This window comes from [Eubacterium] eligens ATCC 27750, from assembly GCF_000146185.1.
GTDB lineage: Bacteria > Bacillota > Clostridia > Lachnospirales > Lachnospiraceae > Lachnospira > Lachnospira eligens.
In genome coordinates this window covers 331,054-350,450 of record NC_012778.1, presented here as the reverse complement: position 1 = coordinate 350,450, position 19,397 = coordinate 331,054, and the positions used below count along the sequence as shown (strand labels likewise).

33 protein-coding genes are annotated in these 19,397 nt (G+C 38.8%); all 33 read right to left on the bottom strand.

The annotated features are described in order from the left end of the window. Positions 1-75: 75 nt before the first annotated feature. The 33 genes from EUBELI_RS01585 to EUBELI_RS01425 all read right to left on the bottom strand — a co-directional run bounded on the left by EUBELI_RS01585 (position 76) and on the right by EUBELI_RS01425 (position 19,392). Positions 76-612, bottom strand: coding sequence for a bL17 family ribosomal protein (locus tag EUBELI_RS01585; RefSeq protein WP_012738600.1), 537 nt, complete (start codon positions 610-612; stop codon positions 76-78). Positions 613-681: 69 nt separating this feature from the next. Then, a complete protein-coding gene (locus EUBELI_RS01580; protein WP_012738599.1) occupies positions 682-1,650 on the bottom strand; it encodes a DNA-directed RNA polymerase subunit alpha in 969 nt (322 codons plus the stop codon). Between the two features lie 57 nt (positions 1,651-1,707). Next, positions 1,708-2,301: a 30S ribosomal protein S4 gene (gene rpsD / locus EUBELI_RS01575; RefSeq protein WP_012738598.1), complete on the bottom strand. Its 594-nt coding sequence runs from the start codon at positions 2,299-2,301 to the stop codon at positions 1,708-1,710. Between the two features lie 20 nt (positions 2,302-2,321). Continuing rightward, complete coding sequence (gene rpsK, locus EUBELI_RS01570) at positions 2,322-2,717, bottom strand: 30S ribosomal protein S11 (protein ID WP_012738597.1); 396 nt, start codon at positions 2,715-2,717, stop codon at positions 2,322-2,324. Between the two features lie 33 nt (positions 2,718-2,750). Next, positions 2,751-3,125 carry a 30S ribosomal protein S13 gene (gene rpsM, locus EUBELI_RS01565; RefSeq protein WP_012738596.1) on the bottom strand — a complete coding sequence of 125 codons (375 nt, stop codon included), beginning with the start codon at positions 3,123-3,125 and terminating at the stop codon, positions 2,751-2,753. 315 nt (positions 3,126-3,440) lie between these two features. Next, positions 3,441-3,554 carry a 50S ribosomal protein L36 gene (rpmJ, locus tag EUBELI_RS01560; protein WP_003022746.1) on the bottom strand — a complete coding sequence of 38 codons (114 nt, stop codon included), beginning with the start codon at positions 3,552-3,554 and terminating at the stop codon, positions 3,441-3,443. 118 nt (positions 3,555-3,672) lie between these two features. Next, entirely contained in the window at positions 3,673-3,891 is a 219-nt protein-coding gene (gene infA / locus EUBELI_RS01555) for a translation initiation factor IF-1 (protein WP_012738595.1), read from the bottom strand. Positions 3,892-3,907: 16 nt separating this feature from the next. Continuing rightward, a complete protein-coding gene (locus tag EUBELI_RS01550; protein ID WP_012738594.1) occupies positions 3,908-4,177 on the bottom strand; it encodes a KOW domain-containing RNA-binding protein in 270 nt (89 codons plus the stop codon). A gap of 6 nt (positions 4,178-4,183) precedes the next feature. Continuing rightward, the gene (locus EUBELI_RS01545; protein WP_012738593.1) at positions 4,184-4,825 is read right to left on the bottom strand and encodes an adenylate kinase; all 642 of its coding nucleotides are present in this window, start codon (positions 4,823-4,825) and stop codon (positions 4,184-4,186) included. Between the two features lie 120 nt (positions 4,826-4,945). Beyond that, positions 4,946-6,265, bottom strand: a complete 1,320-nt coding sequence (gene secY / locus EUBELI_RS01540; protein ID WP_012738592.1) for a preprotein translocase subunit SecY — start codon at positions 6,263-6,265, stop codon at positions 4,946-4,948. Position 6,266: 1 nt separating this feature from the next. Continuing rightward, a complete protein-coding gene (rplO, locus tag EUBELI_RS01535) occupies positions 6,267-6,707 on the bottom strand; it encodes a 50S ribosomal protein L15 (RefSeq protein ID WP_041687892.1) in 441 nt (146 codons plus the stop codon). A 22-nt stretch (positions 6,708-6,729) separates the two neighbouring features. Beyond that, complete coding sequence (gene rpmD / locus EUBELI_RS01530) at positions 6,730-6,912, bottom strand: 50S ribosomal protein L30 (protein WP_022097707.1); 183 nt, start codon at positions 6,910-6,912, stop codon at positions 6,730-6,732. 40 nt (positions 6,913-6,952) lie between these two features. After that, on the bottom strand, positions 6,953-7,462 hold the full coding sequence (gene rpsE / locus EUBELI_RS01525) for a 30S ribosomal protein S5 (RefSeq protein ID WP_022097708.1): 510 nt from the start codon (positions 7,460-7,462) through the stop codon (positions 6,953-6,955). Between the two features lie 19 nt (positions 7,463-7,481). Beyond that, entirely contained in the window at positions 7,482-7,850 is a 369-nt protein-coding gene (gene rplR / locus EUBELI_RS01520) for a 50S ribosomal protein L18 (RefSeq protein ID WP_012738588.1), read from the bottom strand. Between the two features lie 17 nt (positions 7,851-7,867). Continuing rightward, positions 7,868-8,410 (bottom strand): 50S ribosomal protein L6, encoded by a 543-nt coding sequence (gene rplF / locus EUBELI_RS01515; RefSeq protein ID WP_022097709.1) that lies wholly within the window; start codon positions 8,408-8,410, stop codon positions 7,868-7,870. A 96-nt stretch (positions 8,411-8,506) separates the two neighbouring features. Then, positions 8,507-8,908: a 30S ribosomal protein S8 gene (gene rpsH, locus EUBELI_RS01510; protein WP_041687891.1), complete on the bottom strand. Its 402-nt coding sequence runs from the start codon at positions 8,906-8,908 to the stop codon at positions 8,507-8,509. A 52-nt stretch (positions 8,909-8,960) separates the two neighbouring features. Then, on the bottom strand, positions 8,961-9,146 hold the full coding sequence (locus EUBELI_RS01505; RefSeq protein WP_012738585.1) for a type Z 30S ribosomal protein S14: 186 nt from the start codon (positions 9,144-9,146) through the stop codon (positions 8,961-8,963). Positions 9,147-9,163: 17 nt separating this feature from the next. Continuing rightward, on the bottom strand, positions 9,164-9,703 hold the full coding sequence (gene rplE / locus EUBELI_RS01500) for a 50S ribosomal protein L5 (RefSeq protein ID WP_022097710.1): 540 nt from the start codon (positions 9,701-9,703) through the stop codon (positions 9,164-9,166). 21 nt (positions 9,704-9,724) lie between these two features. Then, a complete protein-coding gene (gene rplX, locus EUBELI_RS01495; RefSeq protein WP_012738583.1) occupies positions 9,725-10,036 on the bottom strand; it encodes a 50S ribosomal protein L24 in 312 nt (103 codons plus the stop codon). A gap of 11 nt (positions 10,037-10,047) precedes the next feature. Further along, the gene (gene rplN, locus EUBELI_RS01490) at positions 10,048-10,416 is read right to left on the bottom strand and encodes a 50S ribosomal protein L14 (RefSeq protein ID WP_012738582.1); all 369 of its coding nucleotides are present in this window, start codon (positions 10,414-10,416) and stop codon (positions 10,048-10,050) included. Between the two features lie 39 nt (positions 10,417-10,455). Beyond that, on the bottom strand, positions 10,456-10,713 hold the full coding sequence (gene rpsQ / locus EUBELI_RS01485) for a 30S ribosomal protein S17 (protein ID WP_012738581.1): 258 nt from the start codon (positions 10,711-10,713) through the stop codon (positions 10,456-10,458). Between the two features lie 43 nt (positions 10,714-10,756). Beyond that, positions 10,757-10,957, bottom strand: coding sequence for a 50S ribosomal protein L29 (gene rpmC / locus EUBELI_RS01480; RefSeq protein WP_012738580.1), 201 nt, complete (start codon positions 10,955-10,957; stop codon positions 10,757-10,759). After that, entirely contained in the window at positions 10,947-11,384 is a 438-nt protein-coding gene (rplP, locus tag EUBELI_RS01475) for a 50S ribosomal protein L16 (RefSeq protein WP_012738579.1), read from the bottom strand. The genes rpmC and rplP overlap by 11 nt, the downstream gene beginning before the upstream one ends. Continuing rightward, positions 11,384-12,061 (bottom strand): 30S ribosomal protein S3, encoded by a 678-nt coding sequence (gene rpsC, locus EUBELI_RS01470; protein WP_012738578.1) that lies wholly within the window; start codon positions 12,059-12,061, stop codon positions 11,384-11,386. Before rpsC ends, rplP begins: the two co-directional genes overlap by 1 nt. A 30-nt stretch (positions 12,062-12,091) precedes the next feature. After that, positions 12,092-12,478, bottom strand: coding sequence for a 50S ribosomal protein L22 (gene rplV / locus EUBELI_RS01465; protein WP_012738577.1), 387 nt, complete (start codon positions 12,476-12,478; stop codon positions 12,092-12,094). A gap of 28 nt (positions 12,479-12,506) precedes the next feature. Next, positions 12,507-12,782: a 30S ribosomal protein S19 gene (rpsS, locus tag EUBELI_RS01460; RefSeq protein ID WP_012738576.1), complete on the bottom strand. Its 276-nt coding sequence runs from the start codon at positions 12,780-12,782 to the stop codon at positions 12,507-12,509. 56 nt (positions 12,783-12,838) lie between these two features. Beyond that, positions 12,839-13,681 carry a 50S ribosomal protein L2 gene (rplB, locus tag EUBELI_RS01455; RefSeq protein ID WP_022097711.1) on the bottom strand — a complete coding sequence of 281 codons (843 nt, stop codon included), beginning with the start codon at positions 13,679-13,681 and terminating at the stop codon, positions 12,839-12,841. 56 nt (positions 13,682-13,737) lie between these two features. Beyond that, a complete protein-coding gene (gene rplW, locus EUBELI_RS01450; RefSeq protein WP_012738574.1) occupies positions 13,738-14,037 on the bottom strand; it encodes a 50S ribosomal protein L23 in 300 nt (99 codons plus the stop codon). After that, positions 14,037-14,657, bottom strand: a complete 621-nt coding sequence (rplD, locus tag EUBELI_RS01445) for a 50S ribosomal protein L4 (protein ID WP_012738573.1) — start codon at positions 14,655-14,657, stop codon at positions 14,037-14,039. Before rplD ends, rplW begins: the two co-directional genes overlap by 1 nt. Positions 14,658-14,685: 28 nt before the next feature. Further along, a complete protein-coding gene (gene rplC, locus EUBELI_RS01440) occupies positions 14,686-15,321 on the bottom strand; it encodes a 50S ribosomal protein L3 (protein ID WP_012738572.1) in 636 nt (211 codons plus the stop codon). Positions 15,322-15,487: 166 nt separating this feature from the next. Continuing rightward, a complete protein-coding gene (gene rpsJ / locus EUBELI_RS01435) occupies positions 15,488-15,802 on the bottom strand; it encodes a 30S ribosomal protein S10 (protein WP_012738571.1) in 315 nt (104 codons plus the stop codon). 361 nt (positions 15,803-16,163) lie between these two features. Beyond that, on the bottom strand, positions 16,164-17,486 hold the full coding sequence (locus tag EUBELI_RS01430; protein WP_012738570.1) for a zinc ribbon domain-containing protein: 1,323 nt from the start codon (positions 17,484-17,486) through the stop codon (positions 16,164-16,166). Positions 17,487-17,571: 85 nt separating this feature from the next. Beyond that, positions 17,572-19,392, bottom strand: coding sequence for an ABC-F family ATP-binding cassette domain-containing protein (locus tag EUBELI_RS01425; protein WP_012738569.1), 1,821 nt, complete (start codon positions 19,390-19,392; stop codon positions 17,572-17,574). Between the last annotated feature and the right edge of the window lie 5 nt (positions 19,393-19,397).

Here is a 19,397-nt window from a genome sequence, read left to right as displayed (position 1 = left end):
CTGCCCTTTTAAGTCTTACCGCAGATTCCAAAAAAAGCGGATAAGTTTCCTTACCCGCTTAAATTGCAATTGAAATTAAACTAATTCAAGAAGAACTTCCATTGCTGCATCACCTTTTCTTAAACCGATCTTAACGATTCTTGTATAACCGCCCTGACGACCAGCATACTTAGGTGCGATCTCATCAAATAACTTGTTTGTAAGATCAACAGTCTTAGTATTCTTCTTCTTTCCAGCAGCTGCTGTAGGAACTTCTGTAACTGTGTAAAGAACCTTATCCATCTGCTTTCTAGCATGAAGTCTTGAAGGAAGATCCTTCTTGATTTCCTTCTCTACTGTCTCATATACAGTAACCTTCTTGCCATCAACAACTTCCTTAACTCTCTTGCCTTCAGCATCCTTCTTAGGAACCTTTGCTGAAACCTTAACTGTCTCGAAGTTGTCTTTCTCTTTAACTGCAAGTGTGATGAGCTTTTCAGCCATCTTCTTTACTTCCTTGGCTCTTGCCTCTGTAGTAACAATCTTGCCATTCTCGATTAATGCTGTTACCTGACTTCTTAATAAAGCCTTTCTCTGGCTAGATGTTCTGCCGAGCTTTCTATATTTTGCCATGATTTACCTCCATTTGTAACAGCTACACATGCGCTTATGGACTTACTGTATAGCCGCCGTATCTACAAATTAATCTTCGTTAGGTCTAAGATGTAAGCCCATTTCCTTAAGCTTAAGGAGAACTTCATCTAAAGACTTCTTACCTAAGTTTCTTACCTTCATCATATCATCTGATGTCTTATTGCAAAGCTCTTCAACTGTGTTGATACCAGCTCTTCTAAGACAATTAGATGAACGAACAGATAATTCAAGATCTTCAATGCTCATTGAAAGGACCTTAGTAGTCTCATCCTCTTCCTGCTCAACCATGATTTCCACTTTCTGAGCGTTCTCTGAAAGATTGATGAATCCCTTTAAATGTTCACTTAAAACCTTAGCTGCGAGACTTAAAGCCTCATCTGGTTCTATTGTTCCATTAGTGAAAATATCAAGTGTAAGCTTATCAAAATCTGTATCCTGACCTACACGAGTATTCTGAACTGCCATATTAACTCTCTCTACTGGTGTGTAAATTGAATCAATAGCGATAACGCCTGCTGGCTGATCATCTCTCTTATTCTTCTCAGAGCTTACATAACCACGACCATTAGTGATTGTAAGTTCCATTGTGAGCTTGCTGTCTGCACCATTAAGATGTGCAATAACAAGATCCGGATTGATTATTTCAATATCAGGATCAACCTGAATATCTGATGCTCTAACTACACCTTCGCCTACGAAGTCAATATGTGCTTCTTTAGGCTCAACAGAATTTCCGTTGTTCTTGATTGATAACTGCTTGATGTTCATGACGATCTCAGTAACATCTTCCTTAACACCTGGAATTGAGCTGAATTCATGAAGTACACCTTCAATCTTGATACTGCTTACAGCTGTACCAACTAATGAAGAGAGCATAATTCTTCTTAAAGAATTACCTAATGTTAAACCATATCCTCTTTCGAGTGGCTCAACAACAAATTTTCCATACTTGCCATCTTCTGATTTTTCTGTCATCTCAATCTTTGGCATCTTGAAATTAAAATCTGCATCAACCATGTATAGTCCCTCCTTTTTATGGGTTTTATAAGTTTTATTCTATATTTCCGGTACGGATTACTTAGAATATAACTCGACGATAAGCATCTCGTTTACAGGAACGTCAATAACTTCTCTTGTAGGGATTGACTTAACTGATCCCTTAAGAGCGTCTGCATCTGCCTCTAACCACTCTGGAACAAGTCTTCCGTTAGTAGACTCAAGGATTTCCTTGTATCTTGCTGATGACTTAGACTTCTCTCTGATTTCGATAACATCTCCAGCCTTTACAAGGTATGAAGGGATGTTTACGCACTTACCATTAACTAATACATGCTTGTGATCAACGATCTGTCTTGCTTCTTTTCTTGTTCTAGCGAATCCTAATCTGAAAAGAACATTGTCAAGTCTGAGCTCGAGCATGATCATAAGGTTCTCACCAGTCATACCCTTCTGTCTCTCAGCCTTCTTATAGTAATTTCTGAAAGGCTTCTCTAATACACCATAGATGAACTTAGCCTTCTGCTTCTCACGAAGCTGCATTCCATACTCGCTAACCTTTCTACCAGCGTTCTTTGCCTTTCTTCTAGATTTCTTATCTATTCCTAAATATACAGGATCCATTTCAAGAGATCTACATCTCTTGAGGACAGGTGTTCTATTAACTGCCATTGTAATCTTACCTCCCTAAATTAAACTCTTCTACGCTTTGGTGGACGGCATCCATTATGTGGAACTGGAGTAACATCCTTGATACTTGTAACTTCAAGACCAGCTGCTGAAAGTGCTCTGATAGCTGCTTCTCTACCTGAACCTGGTCCCTTAACCATAACGTCTACAGACTTTAATCCATGGATTAATGCAGCCTTTGTTGCTGTCTCAGCTGCCATCTGTGCTGCATAAGGAGTAGACTTCTTAGATCCTCTGAATCCGAGTCCACCTGCAGATGCCCATGATAAAGCATTTCCTTCTGCATCTGTTAATGTAACTATTGTATTATTGAAAGATGACTGAATATGTGCCTGTCCTCTTTCAACGTTCTTCTTAACACGCTTCTTTGTCACTTTTTTTGTAACTTTCTGAGCCATGATAACTAACCTCCTGTGAGTTTAACAATTCAATTATTTCTTCTTATTAGCTACAGTCTTCTTAGGACCCTTACATGTTCTTGCATTAGTCTTTGTCTTCTGACCTCTGCATGGAAGTCCCTTTCTATGACGGATTCCTCTGTAGCATCCGATTTCCTTTAATCTCTTAATGTTCATGGCAACTTCTCTTCTTAAGTCACCTTCTACTAAATGTTCTGGATCAGCATCGATAACCTTAGCAATCTTTGCAACTTCTTCATCTGTAAGATCCTTAACACGTGTATCTGGATTAACGCCAGCCTCTTCAAGAATCTTAGATGCTCTTACTCGGCCAATACCGTAAACATAAGTAAGTCCTATTTCAATACGCTTTTCTCTTGGTAAGTCTACACCTGAAATACGAGCCATGTGTTCTTTAACCTCCGTTTGATCAATTAAATTAATATTAATAATAAAGATAGAAAAATGTAGTCCGATTCCTACGCAGCTCGTTCTAAGCTCTATCCCCCGCTTTGAACGCCTGAAATGTGTGCGTCACCTTCAGTCTACTATATTTGATAGCAATGAACACCGTCAACTTATCCGGATGTGTCATCGCTGCAGCCGCAAAACTGTTCTCTGTCCATTATATTAAAGACAGAATTAGTTATAATACCAACTAGTGACATTGATACTATAACGCAGAAATATGAGAAGTACTTCTACTTCTCTGCTTCAGGGTAATTAGCCCTGTCTCTGCTTGTGCTTAGGGTTTTCACAGATAATTCTGATGCTGCCCTTTCTTTTAATGACTTTGCATTTTTCACAAATTGGTTTAACTGATGATCTAACCTTCACTGCAAAAGCCTCCTTTCAGACAAGTTCGGTTGCTATTATAGCACAACCTTTTCTATCAACGCAAGGAAAATTTTACAAAATTTATAAAGAATATTTTGTACATATATTCCTATTGTTTTTATTTATCTCTCCAAATGATTCTTCCCTTTGTTAAATCGTATGGTGATAACTCAATTGTTACCTTATCACCAGGAAGAATTCTGATGAAGTTCATTCTTAACTTACCACTGATTGTAGCAAGTATCTGATGTCCATTCTCAAGTTCTACTTTAAAAAATGCATTAGGTAATTTCTCAACTACCTTTCCTTCAATTTCAATTACATCTGCCTTTGACATATAAGTTTACCTCCTATTATTTGGCACTGGTTTTAATCTGCTTAATCGCATATTTTATTTCTTCATTACTTATAAACAGGTTTTTCTCTATCTTTTCTGCAAGATCACTATCTTTTTGTTTTATGAGCTGAACATGTTTCAGCTTTTTCTTTTTAAGTTTATCTGTCGGTCTTAATTTACCGTCCGACAGATAAACATATACATCATCAGATTCGAGAATCATATACACAGTACCTTTGTCATGGCCTGCTTTAGAACTTGCAAAATATCCCTTTATATCACTCATAGATGATTAACCTAAGATCTTAACTATTGCAGCAAATACATCATCCATAGGCTGTGTACCATCAACTTCCTTAAGTACACCCTTTCCTGAATAGTATTCAATCAATGGCTGTGTCTGCTCATGATATACTGAAAGTCTGTTCTTTACTGTCTCTGGCTTATCGTCATCTCTTAAGATAAGCTTCTCGCCACATGCATCACATATTCCTTCAACCTTTGTTGGATTGAACTGGATATGGTATGTTGCTCCACAACCTACACATGCTCTTCTTCCAGACATTCTGTTTATTATATTTTCATCAGGAACTTCGACATTGATTGCATAGTCAACTGACTCTCCATTAGCACTAAGAGCCTTATCAAGTGCCTCTGCCTGAGGAATTGTTCTTGGGAATCCATCAAGTACATATCCGTTAGCACAATCCGCTTCCTTGAATCTGTCCATGATAAGATCTACTACTAATTCATCAGGTACGAGCTCTCCCTTATCCATGTATGTCTTTGCCTTCTGTCCAAGCTCTGTATTGTTCTTAATATTAGCTCTGAAAATATCTCCTGTAGAGATATGTGGTATAGCATATTTTGCTGCTATCTTCTTAGCCTGTGTACCTTTACCTGCTCCTGGAGCACCTAACATAATTATCTTCATAATATTTTCTCCATTCCAAAATCATAAATATTCGTAATAAATCATAATACACAAAGGACTTACCCGGCATAAACCGGGCAAGTCAATATTTTATACTAATATCATCCGTGATATAAAGAATTACTCACTGAGGAATCCCTTATAGTAACGATTGCACATCTGAGACTCAATCTGCTTTAATGTCTCAAGTACAACACCAACAATAATGATAATTGATGTTCCACCGAATGAAACAGAAGCATTAAAGAATCCTGTACACATTATTGGAATGAGGGCAATTATTAAAAGTCCGACAGCTCCAATAAATACGATATAATTAAGTATTTTGTTAAGATATTCGCTTGTAGACTTACCAGGTGTTATTCCTGGGATAACTCCACCAGCCTTCTTTAAGTTATCAGCTACCTCAATTGGGTTAAATGTTATTGATGTATAGAAGTATGCAAATATTATAAGCAGTACTATGTATACTAATAAACCAATTGAATACTTTGGAGCTTCAACTCTGCACCAGTATGATGAGCTGAGATATCTGGTCCACTCATATGATTTACCAAATAACTGTGCAATTATAACTGGAAACTGCATAAGTGATGATGCGAAAATAATTGGCATAACACCTGCAGTATTAACCTTTAATGGAATGTTTGTTGACTGTCCGCCAACTGTTCTTCTACCGCTGACCTTCTGAGAGTACTGAACAGGAATTCTTCTCTCTCCATCCTGAAGGAAGCATACAAGAACTACCATAACAATAAGAATTGCTAATATTATTACTGCTGCTAAAACACCCTTTGCAGGTGTCTTTGGTGCAACAAATGTGCTATATAATGTAGCAAAATCACTAGGCATACCTGATATGATATTAATTAAAAGTACAATTGAAATACCATTTCCAACACCCTTTTCAGTGATTCGCTCACCAAGCCACATTAATACTGCTGAACCAGCTGTAAGTGCAGCTACAACTACGATTATACATACTACATAATGTAATGTGCTAAGCTGTGCTGAATCTTTGATAAGACCTGTTCTACCAAAGCCAACCGCCATAGCGATACTTTCTATTAAAGAAAGACCAATTGTTACGTATCTTGTAATCGATGCAATCTTCTTTCTACCATCTTCTCCCTCTTTCTGCATTTCCTCTAATTTAGGAATTGCAATTGTGAGAAGCTGCATAATGATTGAAGATGTGATATATGGTGTTATGCTCAGCGCAAAGAGGGACATTCTTTCGAATGAACCTCCTGTAAAAGCACTGAGATAACTTAAATCACCAGTATTAATTCCACTAAGTAAGCTACTAAAATAATTGGTGTCTACACCAGGGATTGGAAGTAAACTTCCAACTCTGACAACAACAAGAATTAATAATGTATATATTATCTTTTTTCTTATATCTTTGTTCTTAAAAGCGCCTACAAGTGTTTTAAACATATTAGATCACCTCGCAGGTTCCGCCGAGAGCCTCGATCTTCTCCTTAGCTGCAGCACTGAATGCGTTAGCCTTAACAGTAAGCTTCTTTGTAAGCTCGCCGTTTGCAAGAATCTTGATTCCGTCCTTAGGATCTTTAACGATTCCTGACTCAATTAATGTATCAACAGTAACCTCTGCACCGTTATCAAAACGATCTAATACATTAACATTAATAGCAACGAATTCCTTACGGTTTCTGTTAGTGAATCCTCTCTTAGGAATTCTTCTATATAATGGCATCTGGCCACCTTCAAAACCTGGTCTTGGTGCTCCTGAACGAGCTTTCTGTCCTTTATGACCCTTACCAGCTGTCTTGCCGTTACCTGAGCCATGTCCACGACCTCTTCTGAAATTATCGCTTAATACTGAACCTTCTGCAGGTCTCAAATTAGATAAATCCATCATTGCACCTCCTTATCTGTAATTAGATTTCTTCTACCTTTAACATATAACCAATCTGCTGAATCTGTCCTCTTGTAGCAGCATTATCTGGAAGTTCAACTGTCTTATGCATCTTTGTAAGACCCATAGCTTCAACAGTTTTTCTATGCTTAGGAACAGCGCCGATTGGAGACTTAACTAAAGTTATTCTTAACTTCTCAGCCATTTTAACCTCCATCTCCTGCTTAGCAGGAATCACAATTTAATTAACCAAGGATCTCGCTAACTGACTTTCCACGAAGTCTTGCAACTTCTTCTGGAGTCTTCATAGACTTAAGTCCTTCGATTGTTGCTAATACAACATTCTGCTTGTTGTTTGATCCAAGTGACTTTGTACGGATATTCTTGATACCTGCAAGCTCAAGGATTGAACGTGCTGGACCACCAGCGATGATACCAGTACCTTCTGGAGCTCTCTTTAATAATACTGTAGCTCCTCCGAACTTTCCAAGAAAATCATGTGGAACTGAACCGTTCTCATCGATTGGAACTTCTACTAAATGTTTGATAGCATCTTCTTTTCCCTTGCGGATAGCTTCTGGAATTTCAGCTGCCTTACCAACACCTGCACCTACGTGTCCGTTGCCGTCACCAACAACTACTAATGCTGCAAAACGCATGTTACGTCCACCCTTTACAACCTTTGTTACACGCTTGATTGATACTACATTATCATTTAATTCTAACTGACTAGCATCAATTATTGTACGTTTCATACTGTAATCTCCCTTCCGCTTAGAATTCAAGGCCAGCTTCACGAGCTGCCTCTGCTAATGCCTTAATTTTACCTGCATAAATGAAACCGCCTCTGTCATAAACAACAGTCTTGATTCCCTTTTCTAATGCTCTCTTTGCTACGACTGTACCAACAGCAGCTGCTGCTTCAACATTATTTGTCTTCTCAAGCTCTGCCTTAACTTCCTTATCAAGAGTTGATGCTGATACAAGTGTCTTTCCAACTGTGTCGTCAATAATCTGAGCATACATATGATTATTGCTTCTGAACACAGCTAAACGTGGTCTTTCTGCAGTACCACTGAAACGATTACGTAATCTTCTATGCTTCTGTTCGCGAACTACTGTTCTTGATTTCTTACTAACCATTATGTTTTCTCCTTTAATTATTTCTTACCAGTCTTACCAACTTTACGTCTGATAACTTCATCAGCATACTTGATACCCTTGCCCTTATATGGCTCTGGAGCTCTCTTTGCTCTGATTTCAGCTGCGTACTGGCCAACTGCTTCTTTACTGATACCTTTAACAATGATGATGTTTGTTCCATCAAGAACTGTTTCAATTCCTTCTGGATCTTCCATCTCAACTGGATGAGAGTAGCCTAATGAAAGAACTAACTTCTTACCCTGCTTCTGTGCTCTATAACCAACACCGTTAACTTCAAGCTTCTTCTCATAGCCTTCTGTAACACCAATAATCATGTTATGAATAAGTGTTCTTGTAAGTCCATGTAATGACTTCATCTTCTTTAAGTCATTTGGTCTTGAAACAACGATTTCAGAACCTTCCTGCTTAATGTCCATCTCTGCTGGTAAAACTCTCTCAAGAGTTCCCTTTGGACCCTTTACAGTCACTTTATTATTTTCTGCAATCTCAACAGTAACTCCTGCTGGGATAGCGATAGGCATTCTTCCTATACGTGACATGCCGTGCACCTCCTAATTATAATGAGGGAAACATTCATATACGCTGAACTACGATGGGATAGGATTCCCGTTTCCCTGTGTGTAAGTGTTCAATAATTACCAAACGAAGCAAAGAACTTCTCCACCAACGCCGAGCTTTCTAGCTTCCTTGTCAGTAATAACGCCCTTGTTTGTAGATATAATAGCTACACCAAGACCACCGAGAACTTTTGGAAGTTCTTCCTTGTTTGCATATACTCTAAGACCTGGCTTAGAGATTCTCTGAAGACCTGAAATGATCTTCTCATTCTTAGAAGCACCGTACTTTAATGTAATACGGATATCGTTGAACTTACCGTTCTCAACGAGCTCATAAGACTTAATATAACCCTCGTCTAAAAGAATCTTAGCGATTGCAAGCTTCATCTTAGATGATGGAACATCAACTGTGTCGTGCTTTGCTGTATTTGCATTACGAATTCTTGTAAGCATATCTGCAATTGGATCTGTCATTGAAATTTTCCTCCTTATTTTAACTGGTTTCCTGTTACCAGGACTACGTTAATTGATTTTACCAAGATGCTTTCTTAACTCCAGGAATCTGTCCCTTGTAAGCTAATTCACGGAAGCAAATTCTGCAGATTCCGTATTTTCTTAAAACAGAATGTGGACGACCACATATTGTACAACGTGTATACGCTCTTGTAGAGAACTTAGGTGCTCTCTGCTGCTTAACCTTCATAGAAGTCTTAGCCATTGAATTTCCCTCCTTAATTATTTCTTAAATGGCATGTTGAATAATCTTAATAACTCACGAGCTTCCTCATCAGTCTTAGCTGTAGTTGTAATGATTACATCCATACCTCTAACCTTATCAATCTTGTCATATTCGATTTCTGGGAAGATAATCTGCTCTTTGATACCTAAAGCATAGTTACCTCTTCCATCAAATGAATCAGCGCTAACGCCACGGAAGTCACGTACACGTGGTAATGCAAGGTTTACTAATCTGTCAAGGAATTCATACATCTTCTCTCCTCTTAATGTAACCTTACAACCAATTGCCTGACCCTCTCTTAACTTGAAGTTAGCAATTGAATTCTTAGCTCTTGTAAGAACTGCCTTCTGACCAGCAATTGTTTCCATTTCTTTAACAGCTATGTCAAGAAGCTTTGAATTTTCCTTAGCTTCGCCAACGCCCATGTTAATTACGATCTTGTCGATCTTTGGAACCATCATTGGGTTCTTGTAACCGAATTTCTCAGTCATCTTCTTAGTAATTTCATTATCGTATAATTCTCTAAGTCTACTCAAAATTATTGCCTCCTTCCTTTATTAATCGATAACTTCGCCAGTTGCCTTAGCAACACGAACTTTCTTACCGTCCTTGAAGTCATAACCAATCTTTGTTTCCTTACCCTTTAATGAGTAAGCGATATTTGAGATATCGATTGGTGCTTCCTGGTGGAGAATTCCACCCTGCTGATTAGCTGCGCTTGGCTTAGCATGCTTTGTAACCATGTTAACGCCCTCAACTAATGCTGTATGATTCTTAGCATTTACAGACAATACCTTGCCCTCTTTGCCTTTGTCTTTTCCTGCGATAACCTTAACAGTATCACCCTTTTTAATTCTAACAGCTGACATTGTGGTACCTCCTATAATACTTCTGGAGCAAGAGATACGATTTTCATGAACTTCTTATCTCTTAACTCTCTGGCTACTGGACCAAAGATACGAGTTCCCTTAGGAGTCTGATCATCTTTAATTATAACAGCAGCATTCTCATCAAATTTAATATATGAACCGTCCTTACGACGTGCGCCCTTTACTGAACGTACGACAACGGCCTTAACAACGTCACCCTTTTTAACAACGCCGCCTGGTGTTGCTTCTTTAACAGTAGCGACAATTACATCACCGATATTTGCATATCTTCTTGTAGATCCGCCCATAACTCTGATACAAAGAATTTCCTTAGCACCAGTATTATCAGCAACCTTAAGTCTGGTTTCCTGTTGTACCATAATACTACTCCTTTCAGTAATATCACAAATAAATTCTTATTATTTTGCTCTACTGATAATCTCAACTAATCTCCATCTCTTATCCTTAGATAAAGGTCTAGTCTCCATTACCTTAACAACATCTCCGATTAAACATTCATTGTTCTCATCGTGTGCCTTTAACTTGTAAGTTCTTTTAACGATCTTATTGTAAAGTGGATGTTTAACGTTGTCCTGTACTGCAACAACGATTGTCTTATCCATCTTATTGCTTATAACCTTACCTGTACGAGTTTTTCTTAAATTTCTCTCTTCCACAGTTATTCTCCTTTCTTAGGATATCTAAGTCTATATGCCTTAATTAAGCATTCTTCTGTGCAATTACAGTCTGGATTCTAGCGATGTTCTTACGAACTTCCTTAATTCTGCTTGTGTTGTCCAGCTGATTTGTTGCGTTCTGGAATCTTAAATTGAAAAGTTCCTTCTTAGCAGCTACTAATTCTTCATTTAACTCTGCAGCTGATTTTGCCTTTAAATCTTCTACATACTTATTAATTTTCACTGTTATCACCGCCTTCTAAGTCTGCACGTGAAACAATCTTGCACTTGCAAGGAAGCTTATGTGTTGCGAGACGTAAAGCTTCTCTTGCTGTTTCTTCAGCAACGCCTGAAATCTCGAACATTACACGTCCAGGTTTAACTACTGCTACCCAGCACTCCAAGTTACCTTTACCTTTACCCATACGAACACCGATAGGCTTACCTGTTACCGGCTTATCTGGGAAAATCTTTATAAATACTTTACCACCACGCTTAATATATCTTGTCATAGCGACACGGGCAGCTTCTATCTGATTTGATTTGATCCAACAAGGTTCTGTTGCAACAATACCGAATTCACCATTAGTGATCTTATTGCCTCTTGTAGCCTTACCAGCCATAGAACCACGGAACTGTCTACGATGTTTAACTCTCTTAGGTAGTAACATTACTTATCGCTCCCTTCCTTTTCTACGTTAGCGTTGGCATTATTCTTTGTAGGAAGAACCTCACCTTCGTAGATCCAAACCTTAACACCAACCTTGCCATAAGTTGTATCTGCTTCTGCAAATCCATAGTCGATATCTGCACGAAGTGTCTGAAGAGGAATTGTACCCTCGCTATAGAACTCTGTACGAGCCATATCAGCTCCACCGAGACGTCCTGAGCAAGATGTCTTGATACCCTTAGCTCCCTGCTTCATTGTTCTGCCCATGCAAGACTTCATAGCTCTTCTGAAAGAGATACGGTTCTCTAACTGCTGAGCGATGTTCTCTGCAACAAGCTGAGCATCCTTATCTGGTCTCTTAACTTCCTTGATATCAATGCTTAACTTCTTAGCAGATGTTAACTTCTCTACCTGCTTCTTTAAGTTCTCGATTTCAGCACCGCCCTTACCGATTACGATACCAGGCTTAGCTGTATGAATAACGATCTTTAATCTGTCTGAAGCTCTCTCTGTTTCAATCTTTGAAATTCCTGCAGCATATAACTTATTCTTGAGGAATTTTCTAATGTTATAATCTTCTACAAGGTTATCAGCGAAATCGTCTTCTGCATACCACTTTGCATCCCAGTCTTTGATTACGCCGACTCTTAAACCATGAGGATTAACTTTCTGTCCCATAAAGACTCCTTTCTATCTCTTAGAAAATAATTATCTTTCATTTAAAACAACAGTGATGTGGCTCATTCTCTTTTCGATTCTGTAAGCTCTACCCTGTGCTCTTGGATGTACTCTCTTCATTGTTGGTCCCTTGTTAGCGTAGCACTCTTCTACATATAACTTACTTGGGTCCATACCGTTATTGTTCTCAGCATTAGCAGCTGCTGACTTTAATAACTTCTCTATAATAGATGATGCATATCTTGGATTGTACATAACAATTGCAAGTGCTTCATCAAGGCTCTTGCCTCTGATAGCATCTAATACGAAACAAGCCTTCTGAACAGATACTCTAGCGTAAGATAACTTTGCGCTTGGTCTTGTATCCTTAACAGCGTTTCTTTCACGTTTAATCTGGGATCTATGTCCGTTAGCCATGGATTAAACCTCCTTTCAAAAATTCAAATTATCTACTCTTCTTTTCGTCTTTGCCGTGTCCTCTGTAAGTTCTTGTTGCAACGAACTCACCGAGCTTATGACCAACCATATCCTCTGTAACATATACAGGCACATGCTTTCTACCATCATGAACAGCGATTGTATGACCTACAAACTGAGGATAAATTGTTGAACGACGAGACCAAGTCTTAATAACCTGTTTGTCGTTTGCAGCATTTAAAGCGTCAACTTTCTTAAGTAAGCTCTCGTCTGCAAATGCTCCCTTTTTAAGTGATCGAGCCATAGGTTGAAACCTCCTTATAATCTTCGTGAATAATAATAGTTACGATTGTGGGCTAATTACTTAATAGCCTTTCCGTTTCTTCTTCTTACGATAAGCTTGTTTGAAGCCTTCTTAGCCTTACGAGTCTTAAGACCCATAGCTGGCTTGCCCCAAGGTGTCATTGGGCTTGGACGACCAACTGGTGCTCTACCTTCACCACCACCATGTGGATGGTCATTAGGGTTCATAACAGAACCACGAACTGTAGGTCTGATACCCATATGTCTCTTACGTCCAGCCTTACCAAGATTAATAAGGTTGTGATCTCCATTACCTACAACACCGATTGTTGCGCGGCAGATAATTGGAACCATTCTCATCTCGCCTGATGGTAATCTAAGTGTTGCATACTTGCCTTCCTTAGCCATAAGCTGAGCTGAGTTTCCAGCAGAACGAACAAGCTGTCCACCCTTACCTGGATATAATTCAATGTTGTGTACCTGAGTACCAACTGGAATCTCTGAAAGTGGTAAGCAGTTACCTACTCTGACTTCTGCACCAGCACCATTCTGTACTGTCATGCCATCTGTTAATCCCTGAGGAGCAAGGATATATGCTTTCTCACCATCTGCGTAGCAGATAAGAGCGATGTTAGCTGTTCTGTTTGGATCGTACTCAATTCCGATAACCTGTGCTGGAACGCCTTCCTTGTTTCTCTTGAAATCAATCATTCTATACTTCTGTCTGTTTCCACCACCGTGGTGTCTTACAGTAATCTTACCCTGGTTGTTACGACCAGCATTCTTGCTCTTCTTAGCAAGTAATGACTTCTCTGGAGTACTCTTTGTAATCTCTGAGAAATCAGATCCAGTCATATTTCTTCTGGAAGGTGTATATGGGTTATATGTCTTAATTCCCATTATTTCTCTCCTTTCGAGTCTGTGTAATATTGTTTTCTACACTTTAAAGCTACTAATTAAAGGCCTTCAAAGATTTCAATTTCCTTGCTGTCAGCTGTTAACTGTACAATTGCTTTCTTAGTCTTAGAAGTTGTACCAGCTGTTCTGCCTCTTCTCTTCTTCTTGCCATCAAGATTCATTGTGTTAACTGAAGCAACCTTAGTTCCTTCGAACATCTTCTCAACAGCATCCTTAATCATTGTCTTGTTAGCATCTGTATGAACTAAGAATGTATACTTCTTATCTGCCATATCAGCCATAGACTTCTCTGTGATTACAGGCTTGAGGATTACATCATAATACTGTACGTTTGCCATTATGCATACACCTCCTCTAATTTTTCAACAGCAGCCTTAGTAACTACTAATGTTTCATACTTTAATACATCGTATGTGTTGATTTCGTTAGTAGCTGAAACCTTAACTGTAGGAATATTTCTTCCTGAAAGAACTACGTTCTTGTTCTCGCCTTCGATAACTACTAAAGCCTTATCAACCTTTAAGTTGCTCATAACTTCTGCGAACTTCTTTGTCTTAATCTCGTCAAGGTTAAATGCATCAAGAACTACGATCTTGTTGTCAGCAACCTTTGATGATAATGCAGAAAGAAGAGCAATTCTCTTTTCCTTCTTATTCATCTTGAATGAATAATCTCTTGGCTTTGGTGCAAATACAACACCACCGCCTGTCCACTGTGGAGATCTTGTAGAACCCTGTCTTGCATGACCAGTTCCTTTCTGTCTCCAAGGTTTTCTTCCGCCACCAGAAACTTCTGAACGTGTCTTTGCGCTCTGTGTTCCCTGACGATTATTTGCAAGCTGGTTAACTACTGCCATGTGTACGAGATGTTCGTTAACTTCAACACCAAATACAGCATCATTTAATTCGATTGAACCAACTTCTTTGCCTTCAATATTGTAAACAGATACGTTTGCCATCTGTGTGGTCCTCCTTCCTTAGCAAAAACTACTTAGCAGCTTTTACTGTTTCTTTCAGTGTTACTAATGATTTCTTAGGTCCAGGTACTGCACCCTTAACTAAGATTACGTTGTTTTCAACATCAACTCTTACTACTTCAAGATTCTGGATTGTGATTCTCTTAGAACCCATATGTCCAGGCATTCCTTTTCCCTTGAATACTCTACCAGGTGTTGTTGCTGATCCGTTTGAACCCTGATGTCTGTGGAACTTAGAACCATGAGCCATAGGTCCTCTTGACTGGCCTAATCTCTTGATTGCGCCCTGGAAACCTTTACCCTTTGAAATAGCAGTTGCATCAACCTTATCGCCTGCAGCGAAGATATCAGCCTTGATTTCGTCCTTTACAGAGTACTCTGAAGCGTTCTCAAACTTAAACTCTCTTAAGAATCTCTTATAAGGAACCTCTGCCTTATCAAAATGTCCTTTAACAGGCTTGTTCACTAACTTTTCTCTAATGTCAGCAAAACCAACCTGAACTGCATCGTAACCGTCGTTTTCTACTGTCTTAACTTGTGTAACAACACAAGGACCAGCCTGAAGAACAGTTACAGGTGTTAAAACACCGTCTTCGTTGAAGATTTGAGTCATTCCGACTTTTGTAGCTAAAATTGCCTTCTTCATTGATTTTCCTCCTGTTTAATCTACAGCGGACAAGATGATGTGTGATACACAGCGCATCCTGTCATCCTAGAACAGCTAATATAAGTGGAACCCGCACCACTGCTTGTTACTTCTATATTAAACCCTTAGGATTATTGCTTTAATAATGAAAAATTCCAGATAATGATTAGTTCATTACCTTAAGGTTGATGAATACACCAGCTGGCATCTCTAACTTAGATAATGCATCTACAGTCTTCTGAGATGGTGATAATACATCGATAAGTCTCTTATGAGTTCTCTGCTCGAACTGCTCTCTTGAATCCTTGTACTTGTGAACAGCTCTAAGAATAGTAACAACTTCCTTCTTTGTTGGAAGAGGTACCGGACCACTCACCTGTGCTCCTGTCTTCTTAGCAGTTTCGATGATTTTCTTAGCTGACTGATCAATCAACTGATGATCGTAAGCTTTCAGAGTAATTCTGATTACCTGATTTGCCATAAAAAAAGTCGCCTCCTTCGCACTTTATTGTTTAAGTACGACAAGCGGTGACTGTACACACTCCCACGCGTATCATATAGTCTCATTCATAATTCGACCCACGCGCGTCATTTCTGCGGATTGCAGATGATTTTGGTACAGTGACTTGTCGCCAGTTTCTTCGCCGGAGATTATCTCCAGCATTGACATTCGCTCCACGGAAAACCTGCTTTATTAAAGCAGCAACCTCACGCTTCACAGCTATCAATGTCACAGCAAGTATTAATATACACTACTCTGTATATAAAATCAACAAGAAAAATTGTATTTTTTTTAGAACAAAAAGTCAGGGCATTAAACCTGCCCCGACTTTACAATCCAATTAGTAAATAGAAACTCCAAGTCCCATAGAACTGATTTTCCACTGTCCATCAGCATATTTGTAATACACATATGCTGAGCTCTTTGAATCATTTCTTTCATGTGACTTAGTATCACTAGAATACTTATATGTATATGAATAACTAATCTTATATCCAACCTTTATTGTCGGACAGCCATCATTTGAATCAACTCTGAAAGTAGTATCTGACATTGAAGGATTTAATGTTGTAATCTTAAAATTAGATATCTGTTTATATGTTGATTTAAATGTATCAACATAGCCATTGTATGTTGACTTTGCAGATGACTGCATATCTGATGTGAATTTATCACTTACAGTTGAAAAATCACTCTTCTTCTGTGCTGCATCAAAGAACTCTGTTACATCCTTCTTAGCCTGGTCCTTAAGGCCGTTAATCTTATCTTCTGCAAACTTAATATCATATGAACTGATTGATGTTGTATACTCGTCATATGATGGATATATTTCCTTTGTATAATCCTCAGTAAATTCACTTGTAGCCTTAAGTATTGTTGTTCCATTGAACAAATATGGAATCTTATACACATCATAGCTTGAGTTCTTACCAGAATCCTTGCTCTTATACTGATCCCCAACAAGAACATCATTAATAAATAATGTAAGTCCCTTAGGAACATTTATTGTGCAGTCTGAAACTACTGTATCTTCGGTACTTACTTTATACTTTTTAAAGAATAACATATAATGCTTATCAGTAACTGTAAGAAGTAAATCTTGTGAATCAGCACCCGTAGCTGTCGTATATATAACACTTACGGCCTTGTTACCTGGAAGACGTCCCTTAGAAGAAAAACTGTCAATAACCCTCATATTCCCTACTGCACTTCCTGTTGCTTCTGAATGAGCTGTTATAAATGCATTCTTTGTAAGGAATTCACTATCTGGAATCTGGACAAGTGAATATGCCTTAGCCCAGTCACATTCCTCAACCGCTTTAACATAGCTGCCAGCTGTCTTCTTATAATTAGTAAGACTGTTACCAACACATATAAACACAATAACCGCTGCTATAACCGCAACCACTACTGCACCAATAATTACAATCTTCTTAGAAAGCTTGAATGGTTTCTTTGCAGAATTTCCCATTGTGTCATTCTGTGGCTGCTCATACATTGGTGTAACCTGTGCTGTCTGCACCTCTGGCTGCTGCGGAACTGCATTATCATCTGAAGCTGCTGATCCCTCTGTTACAACAGGTTCAAATTCAAGACGTGTTCCACAATTTGCGCAAAATAATGCGCCTTCATCATTGCTTGTTCCACAATTAGGACAAAACATAAATTAATCCTCCCTCATATGATTAATATAGTAAATCATTTTAAATCATACCATATCTAAATGATTCTTTCAACTAAAATAATAGCTATCCCTGCTGTTTCTGTTTTTCTATTTTTTCTGCGAGATCATTAAGATATTCCCATCGCTCCATCTTTTCTTCAAGCTTTCTCTCCACATCTTCCTTTTCCTTAGTAAGTTCTGCAAGCTTAGAATAAGAAGTTGCATTCTTTACAATCTCGTCATCAAGTTCAGAAACTTTAGTTTCAAGCTTCTCTATATCATCATCGATAGTTTCATATTCTTTCTGTTCCATATATGTGAACTTAATCTTATCCTCATGGCTGTTATATGCTTTCTTCAGCTGCCCTGCTGCCTTTGATTTGGATGTATCAGATATTCCATTTGATGCCATATTATATATAGAAGAAACACATTTATCCCTGTAGTCCGTATAACCGCCTTCGTACTGTGTAAGGTGGCCTCCTGCCTCAAATGCAAATATCCTGTCAACAACTCTGTCAAGGAAATATCTGTCATGTGAAACTGTGATTACAATACCTGCAAATCCATCAAGATACTCCTCAAGAATCTCAAGAGTCTCAATATCAAGGTCGTTGGTAGGCTCATCGAGAATAAGTACATTTGGCGCGCTCATAAGAACACTTAACAGATAAAGTCTTCTCTTCTCACCACCTGACAGCTTGCTTATAGGCGTCCACTGCTGCTTCGGTGTAAAAAGAAACTTCTCACACATCTGTGACGCTGTTGCCTTTCCATCTGCCGTCGTAACATATTCGCCTATGCTTCTTACGAACTCTAACACAGTAAGGCTGTCGTCAAGTGGTTCGTTCTCCTGCATGAAATATCCGATTCTTACAGTCTCTCCAACCTCAACACTGCCGCTGTCCGGCTCAAGCTGGCCTGCTATAATCTTCATAAGCGTAGACTTGCCGCATCCGTTATCACCGACAATACCGATTCTGTCATCTCTTAAAAAAATGTAGGTAAAATCGTCAATTATTGTCCGCTCTCCAAAGCTTTTACAAATGTTATGGAGTTCAACAGTCTTTCTTCCAAGCCTGCTGCTGACTGAATTCATATCCATAAGCTGCTTGTCAAATCTTGCTCTCGCCTGCTTTGAAGCTTCCTTCATATCCTCAAATCTATCAATCCGGGCCTGCTGCTTAGTAGAACGAGCCTGACATCCTCTTCTTATCCACGCGAGTTCCTTCCTTAATATATTCTGTCTCTTGGCTTCAGTCGCCCTCTCCATCTCCTCACGCTGAGTCTTCAGCTCAAGAAAGCCTGAATAATTCGTATCGTAGCTGTACAGGGAAGCTTTATCAAGCTCAACAATCCTGTTAGTTACATTATCAAGGAAATACCTGTCATGAGTAACCATAATAAGTTCTCCCTTGAAATTCTTAATGAACTGCTCCAGCCAGAGTACCATGTCATTATCAAGATGGTTAGTAGGTTCGTCAAGAATAAGAAGCCTTGCCGGCTCAACTAAAGTTCTTGCAAGCGCTGCTCTTTTCTTCTGACCGCCTGATAAAATATTCATCATTGCAGCGTGATTTGTTATTCCAAGCTTGTTAAGAATCTCTTTTGCTTTCGGCTGGCTGTCTACATGCTTTCCACGCATAACATATTCCAGTACATTTTCATTATCATAATACAGAGGCGTCTGTGCAAGATATGCAAGCTCAATCCCCTTACCCTTTACAACCTGTCCTTCATCTGGCTCTTCAATGCCCGCAATAATCTTTAAAAGAGTAGACTTACCCGTTCCATTCACACCTATAAGCCCAATCTTATCACCACTGTTAATTCCCAGACTTATATTATTAAAAAGTTCCTTTTCTCCGTAGGTCTTGCTGACCTTTTCAACATTTAATATATTCACTATTA

Bases quoted from the DNA above. Each gene is read 5' to 3' on its own strand.
- rpsM (WP_012738596.1), bottom strand. From the start codon at position 3,125: ATGGCTCGTATTTCAGGTGTAGACTTACCAAGAGAAAAGCGTATTGAA.
- infA (WP_012738595.1), bottom strand. From the start codon at position 3,891: ATGTCAAAGGCAGATGTAATTGAAATTGAAGGAAAGGTAGTTGAGAAA.
- rplX (WP_012738583.1), bottom strand. From the start codon at position 10,036: ATGTCAGCTGTTAGAATTAAAAAGGGTGATACTGTTAAGGTTATCGCA.
- secY (WP_012738592.1), bottom strand. From the start codon at position 6,265: ATGTTTAAAACACTTGTAGGCGCTTTTAAGAACAAAGATATAAGAAAA.
- EUBELI_RS01545 (WP_012738593.1), bottom strand. From the start codon at position 4,825: ATGAAGATAATTATGTTAGGTGCTCCAGGAGCAGGTAAAGGTACACAG.
- rplO (WP_041687892.1), bottom strand. From the start codon at position 6,707: ATGGATTTATCTAATTTGAGACCTGCAGAAGGTTCAGTATTAAGCGAT.
- rplR (WP_012738588.1), bottom strand. From the start codon at position 7,850: ATGGTTAGTAAGAAATCAAGAACAGTAGTTCGCGAACAGAAGCATAGA.
- rpsS (WP_012738576.1), bottom strand. From the start codon at position 12,782: ATGGCTCGATCACTTAAAAAGGGAGCATTTGCAGACGAGAGCTTACTT.
- rplF (WP_022097709.1), bottom strand. From the start codon at position 8,410: ATGTCACGTATAGGAAGAATGCCTATCGCTATCCCAGCAGGAGTTACT.
- EUBELI_RS01550 (WP_012738594.1), bottom strand. From the start codon at position 4,177: ATGAGTGATATAAAGGGATATTTTGCAAGTTCTAAAGCAGGCCATGAC.
- rplC (WP_012738572.1), bottom strand. From the start codon at position 15,321: ATGAAGAAGGCAATTTTAGCTACAAAAGTCGGAATGACTCAAATCTTC.
- rpsE (WP_022097708.1), bottom strand. From the start codon at position 7,462: ATGAAACGTACAATAATTGATGCTAGTCAGTTAGAATTAAATGATAAT.
- EUBELI_RS01505 (WP_012738585.1), bottom strand. From the start codon at position 9,146: ATGGCTAAGACTTCTATGAAGGTTAAGCAGCAGAGAGCACCTAAGTTC.
- EUBELI_RS01585 (WP_012738600.1), bottom strand. From the start codon at position 612: ATGGCAAAATATAGAAAGCTCGGCAGAACATCTAGCCAGAGAAAGGCT.
- rplW (WP_012738574.1), bottom strand. From the start codon at position 14,037: ATGGCAAACGTACAGTATTATGATGTAATCCTCAAGCCTGTAATCACA.
- EUBELI_RS01580 (WP_012738599.1), bottom strand. From the start codon at position 1,650: ATGGTTGATGCAGATTTTAATTTCAAGATGCCAAAGATTGAGATGACA.
- rplN (WP_012738582.1), bottom strand. From the start codon at position 10,416: ATGGTACAACAGGAAACCAGACTTAAGGTTGCTGATAATACTGGTGCT.
- rpsK (WP_012738597.1), bottom strand. From the start codon at position 2,717: ATGGCTCAGAAAGTTACAAAAAAAGTGACAAAGAAGCGTGTTAAGAAG.
- rpsJ (WP_012738571.1), bottom strand. From the start codon at position 15,802: ATGGCAAATCAGGTAATCAGAATTACTCTGAAAGCTTACGATCATCAG.
- rplB (WP_022097711.1), bottom strand. From the start codon at position 13,681: ATGGGAATTAAGACATATAACCCATATACACCTTCCAGAAGAAATATG.
- EUBELI_RS01430 (WP_012738570.1), bottom strand. From the start codon at position 17,486: ATGTTTTGTCCTAATTGTGGAACAAGCAATGATGAAGGCGCATTATTT.
- rplP (WP_012738579.1), bottom strand. From the start codon at position 11,384: ATGTTACTACCTAAGAGAGTTAAACATCGTAGACAGTTCCGTGGTTCT.
- rpsC (WP_012738578.1), bottom strand. From the start codon at position 12,061: ATGGGACAGAAAGTTAATCCTCATGGTTTAAGAGTCGGCGTAATCAAA.
- rplD (WP_012738573.1), bottom strand. From the start codon at position 14,657: ATGGCAAACGTATCTGTTTACAATATTGAAGGCAAAGAAGTTGGTTCA.
- rplV (WP_012738577.1), bottom strand. From the start codon at position 12,478: ATGGCTAACGGACATAGATCCCAGATTAAACGTGAAAGAAACGCTGTT.
- rpsD (WP_012738598.1), bottom strand. From the start codon at position 2,301: ATGGCAGTTAATAGAACACCTGTCCTCAAGAGATGTAGATCTCTTGAA.
- rpmD (WP_022097707.1), bottom strand. From the start codon at position 6,912: ATGGCTGAGAAGTTAAGAATAACTTTAGTTAAGTCTCCAATCGGCGCT.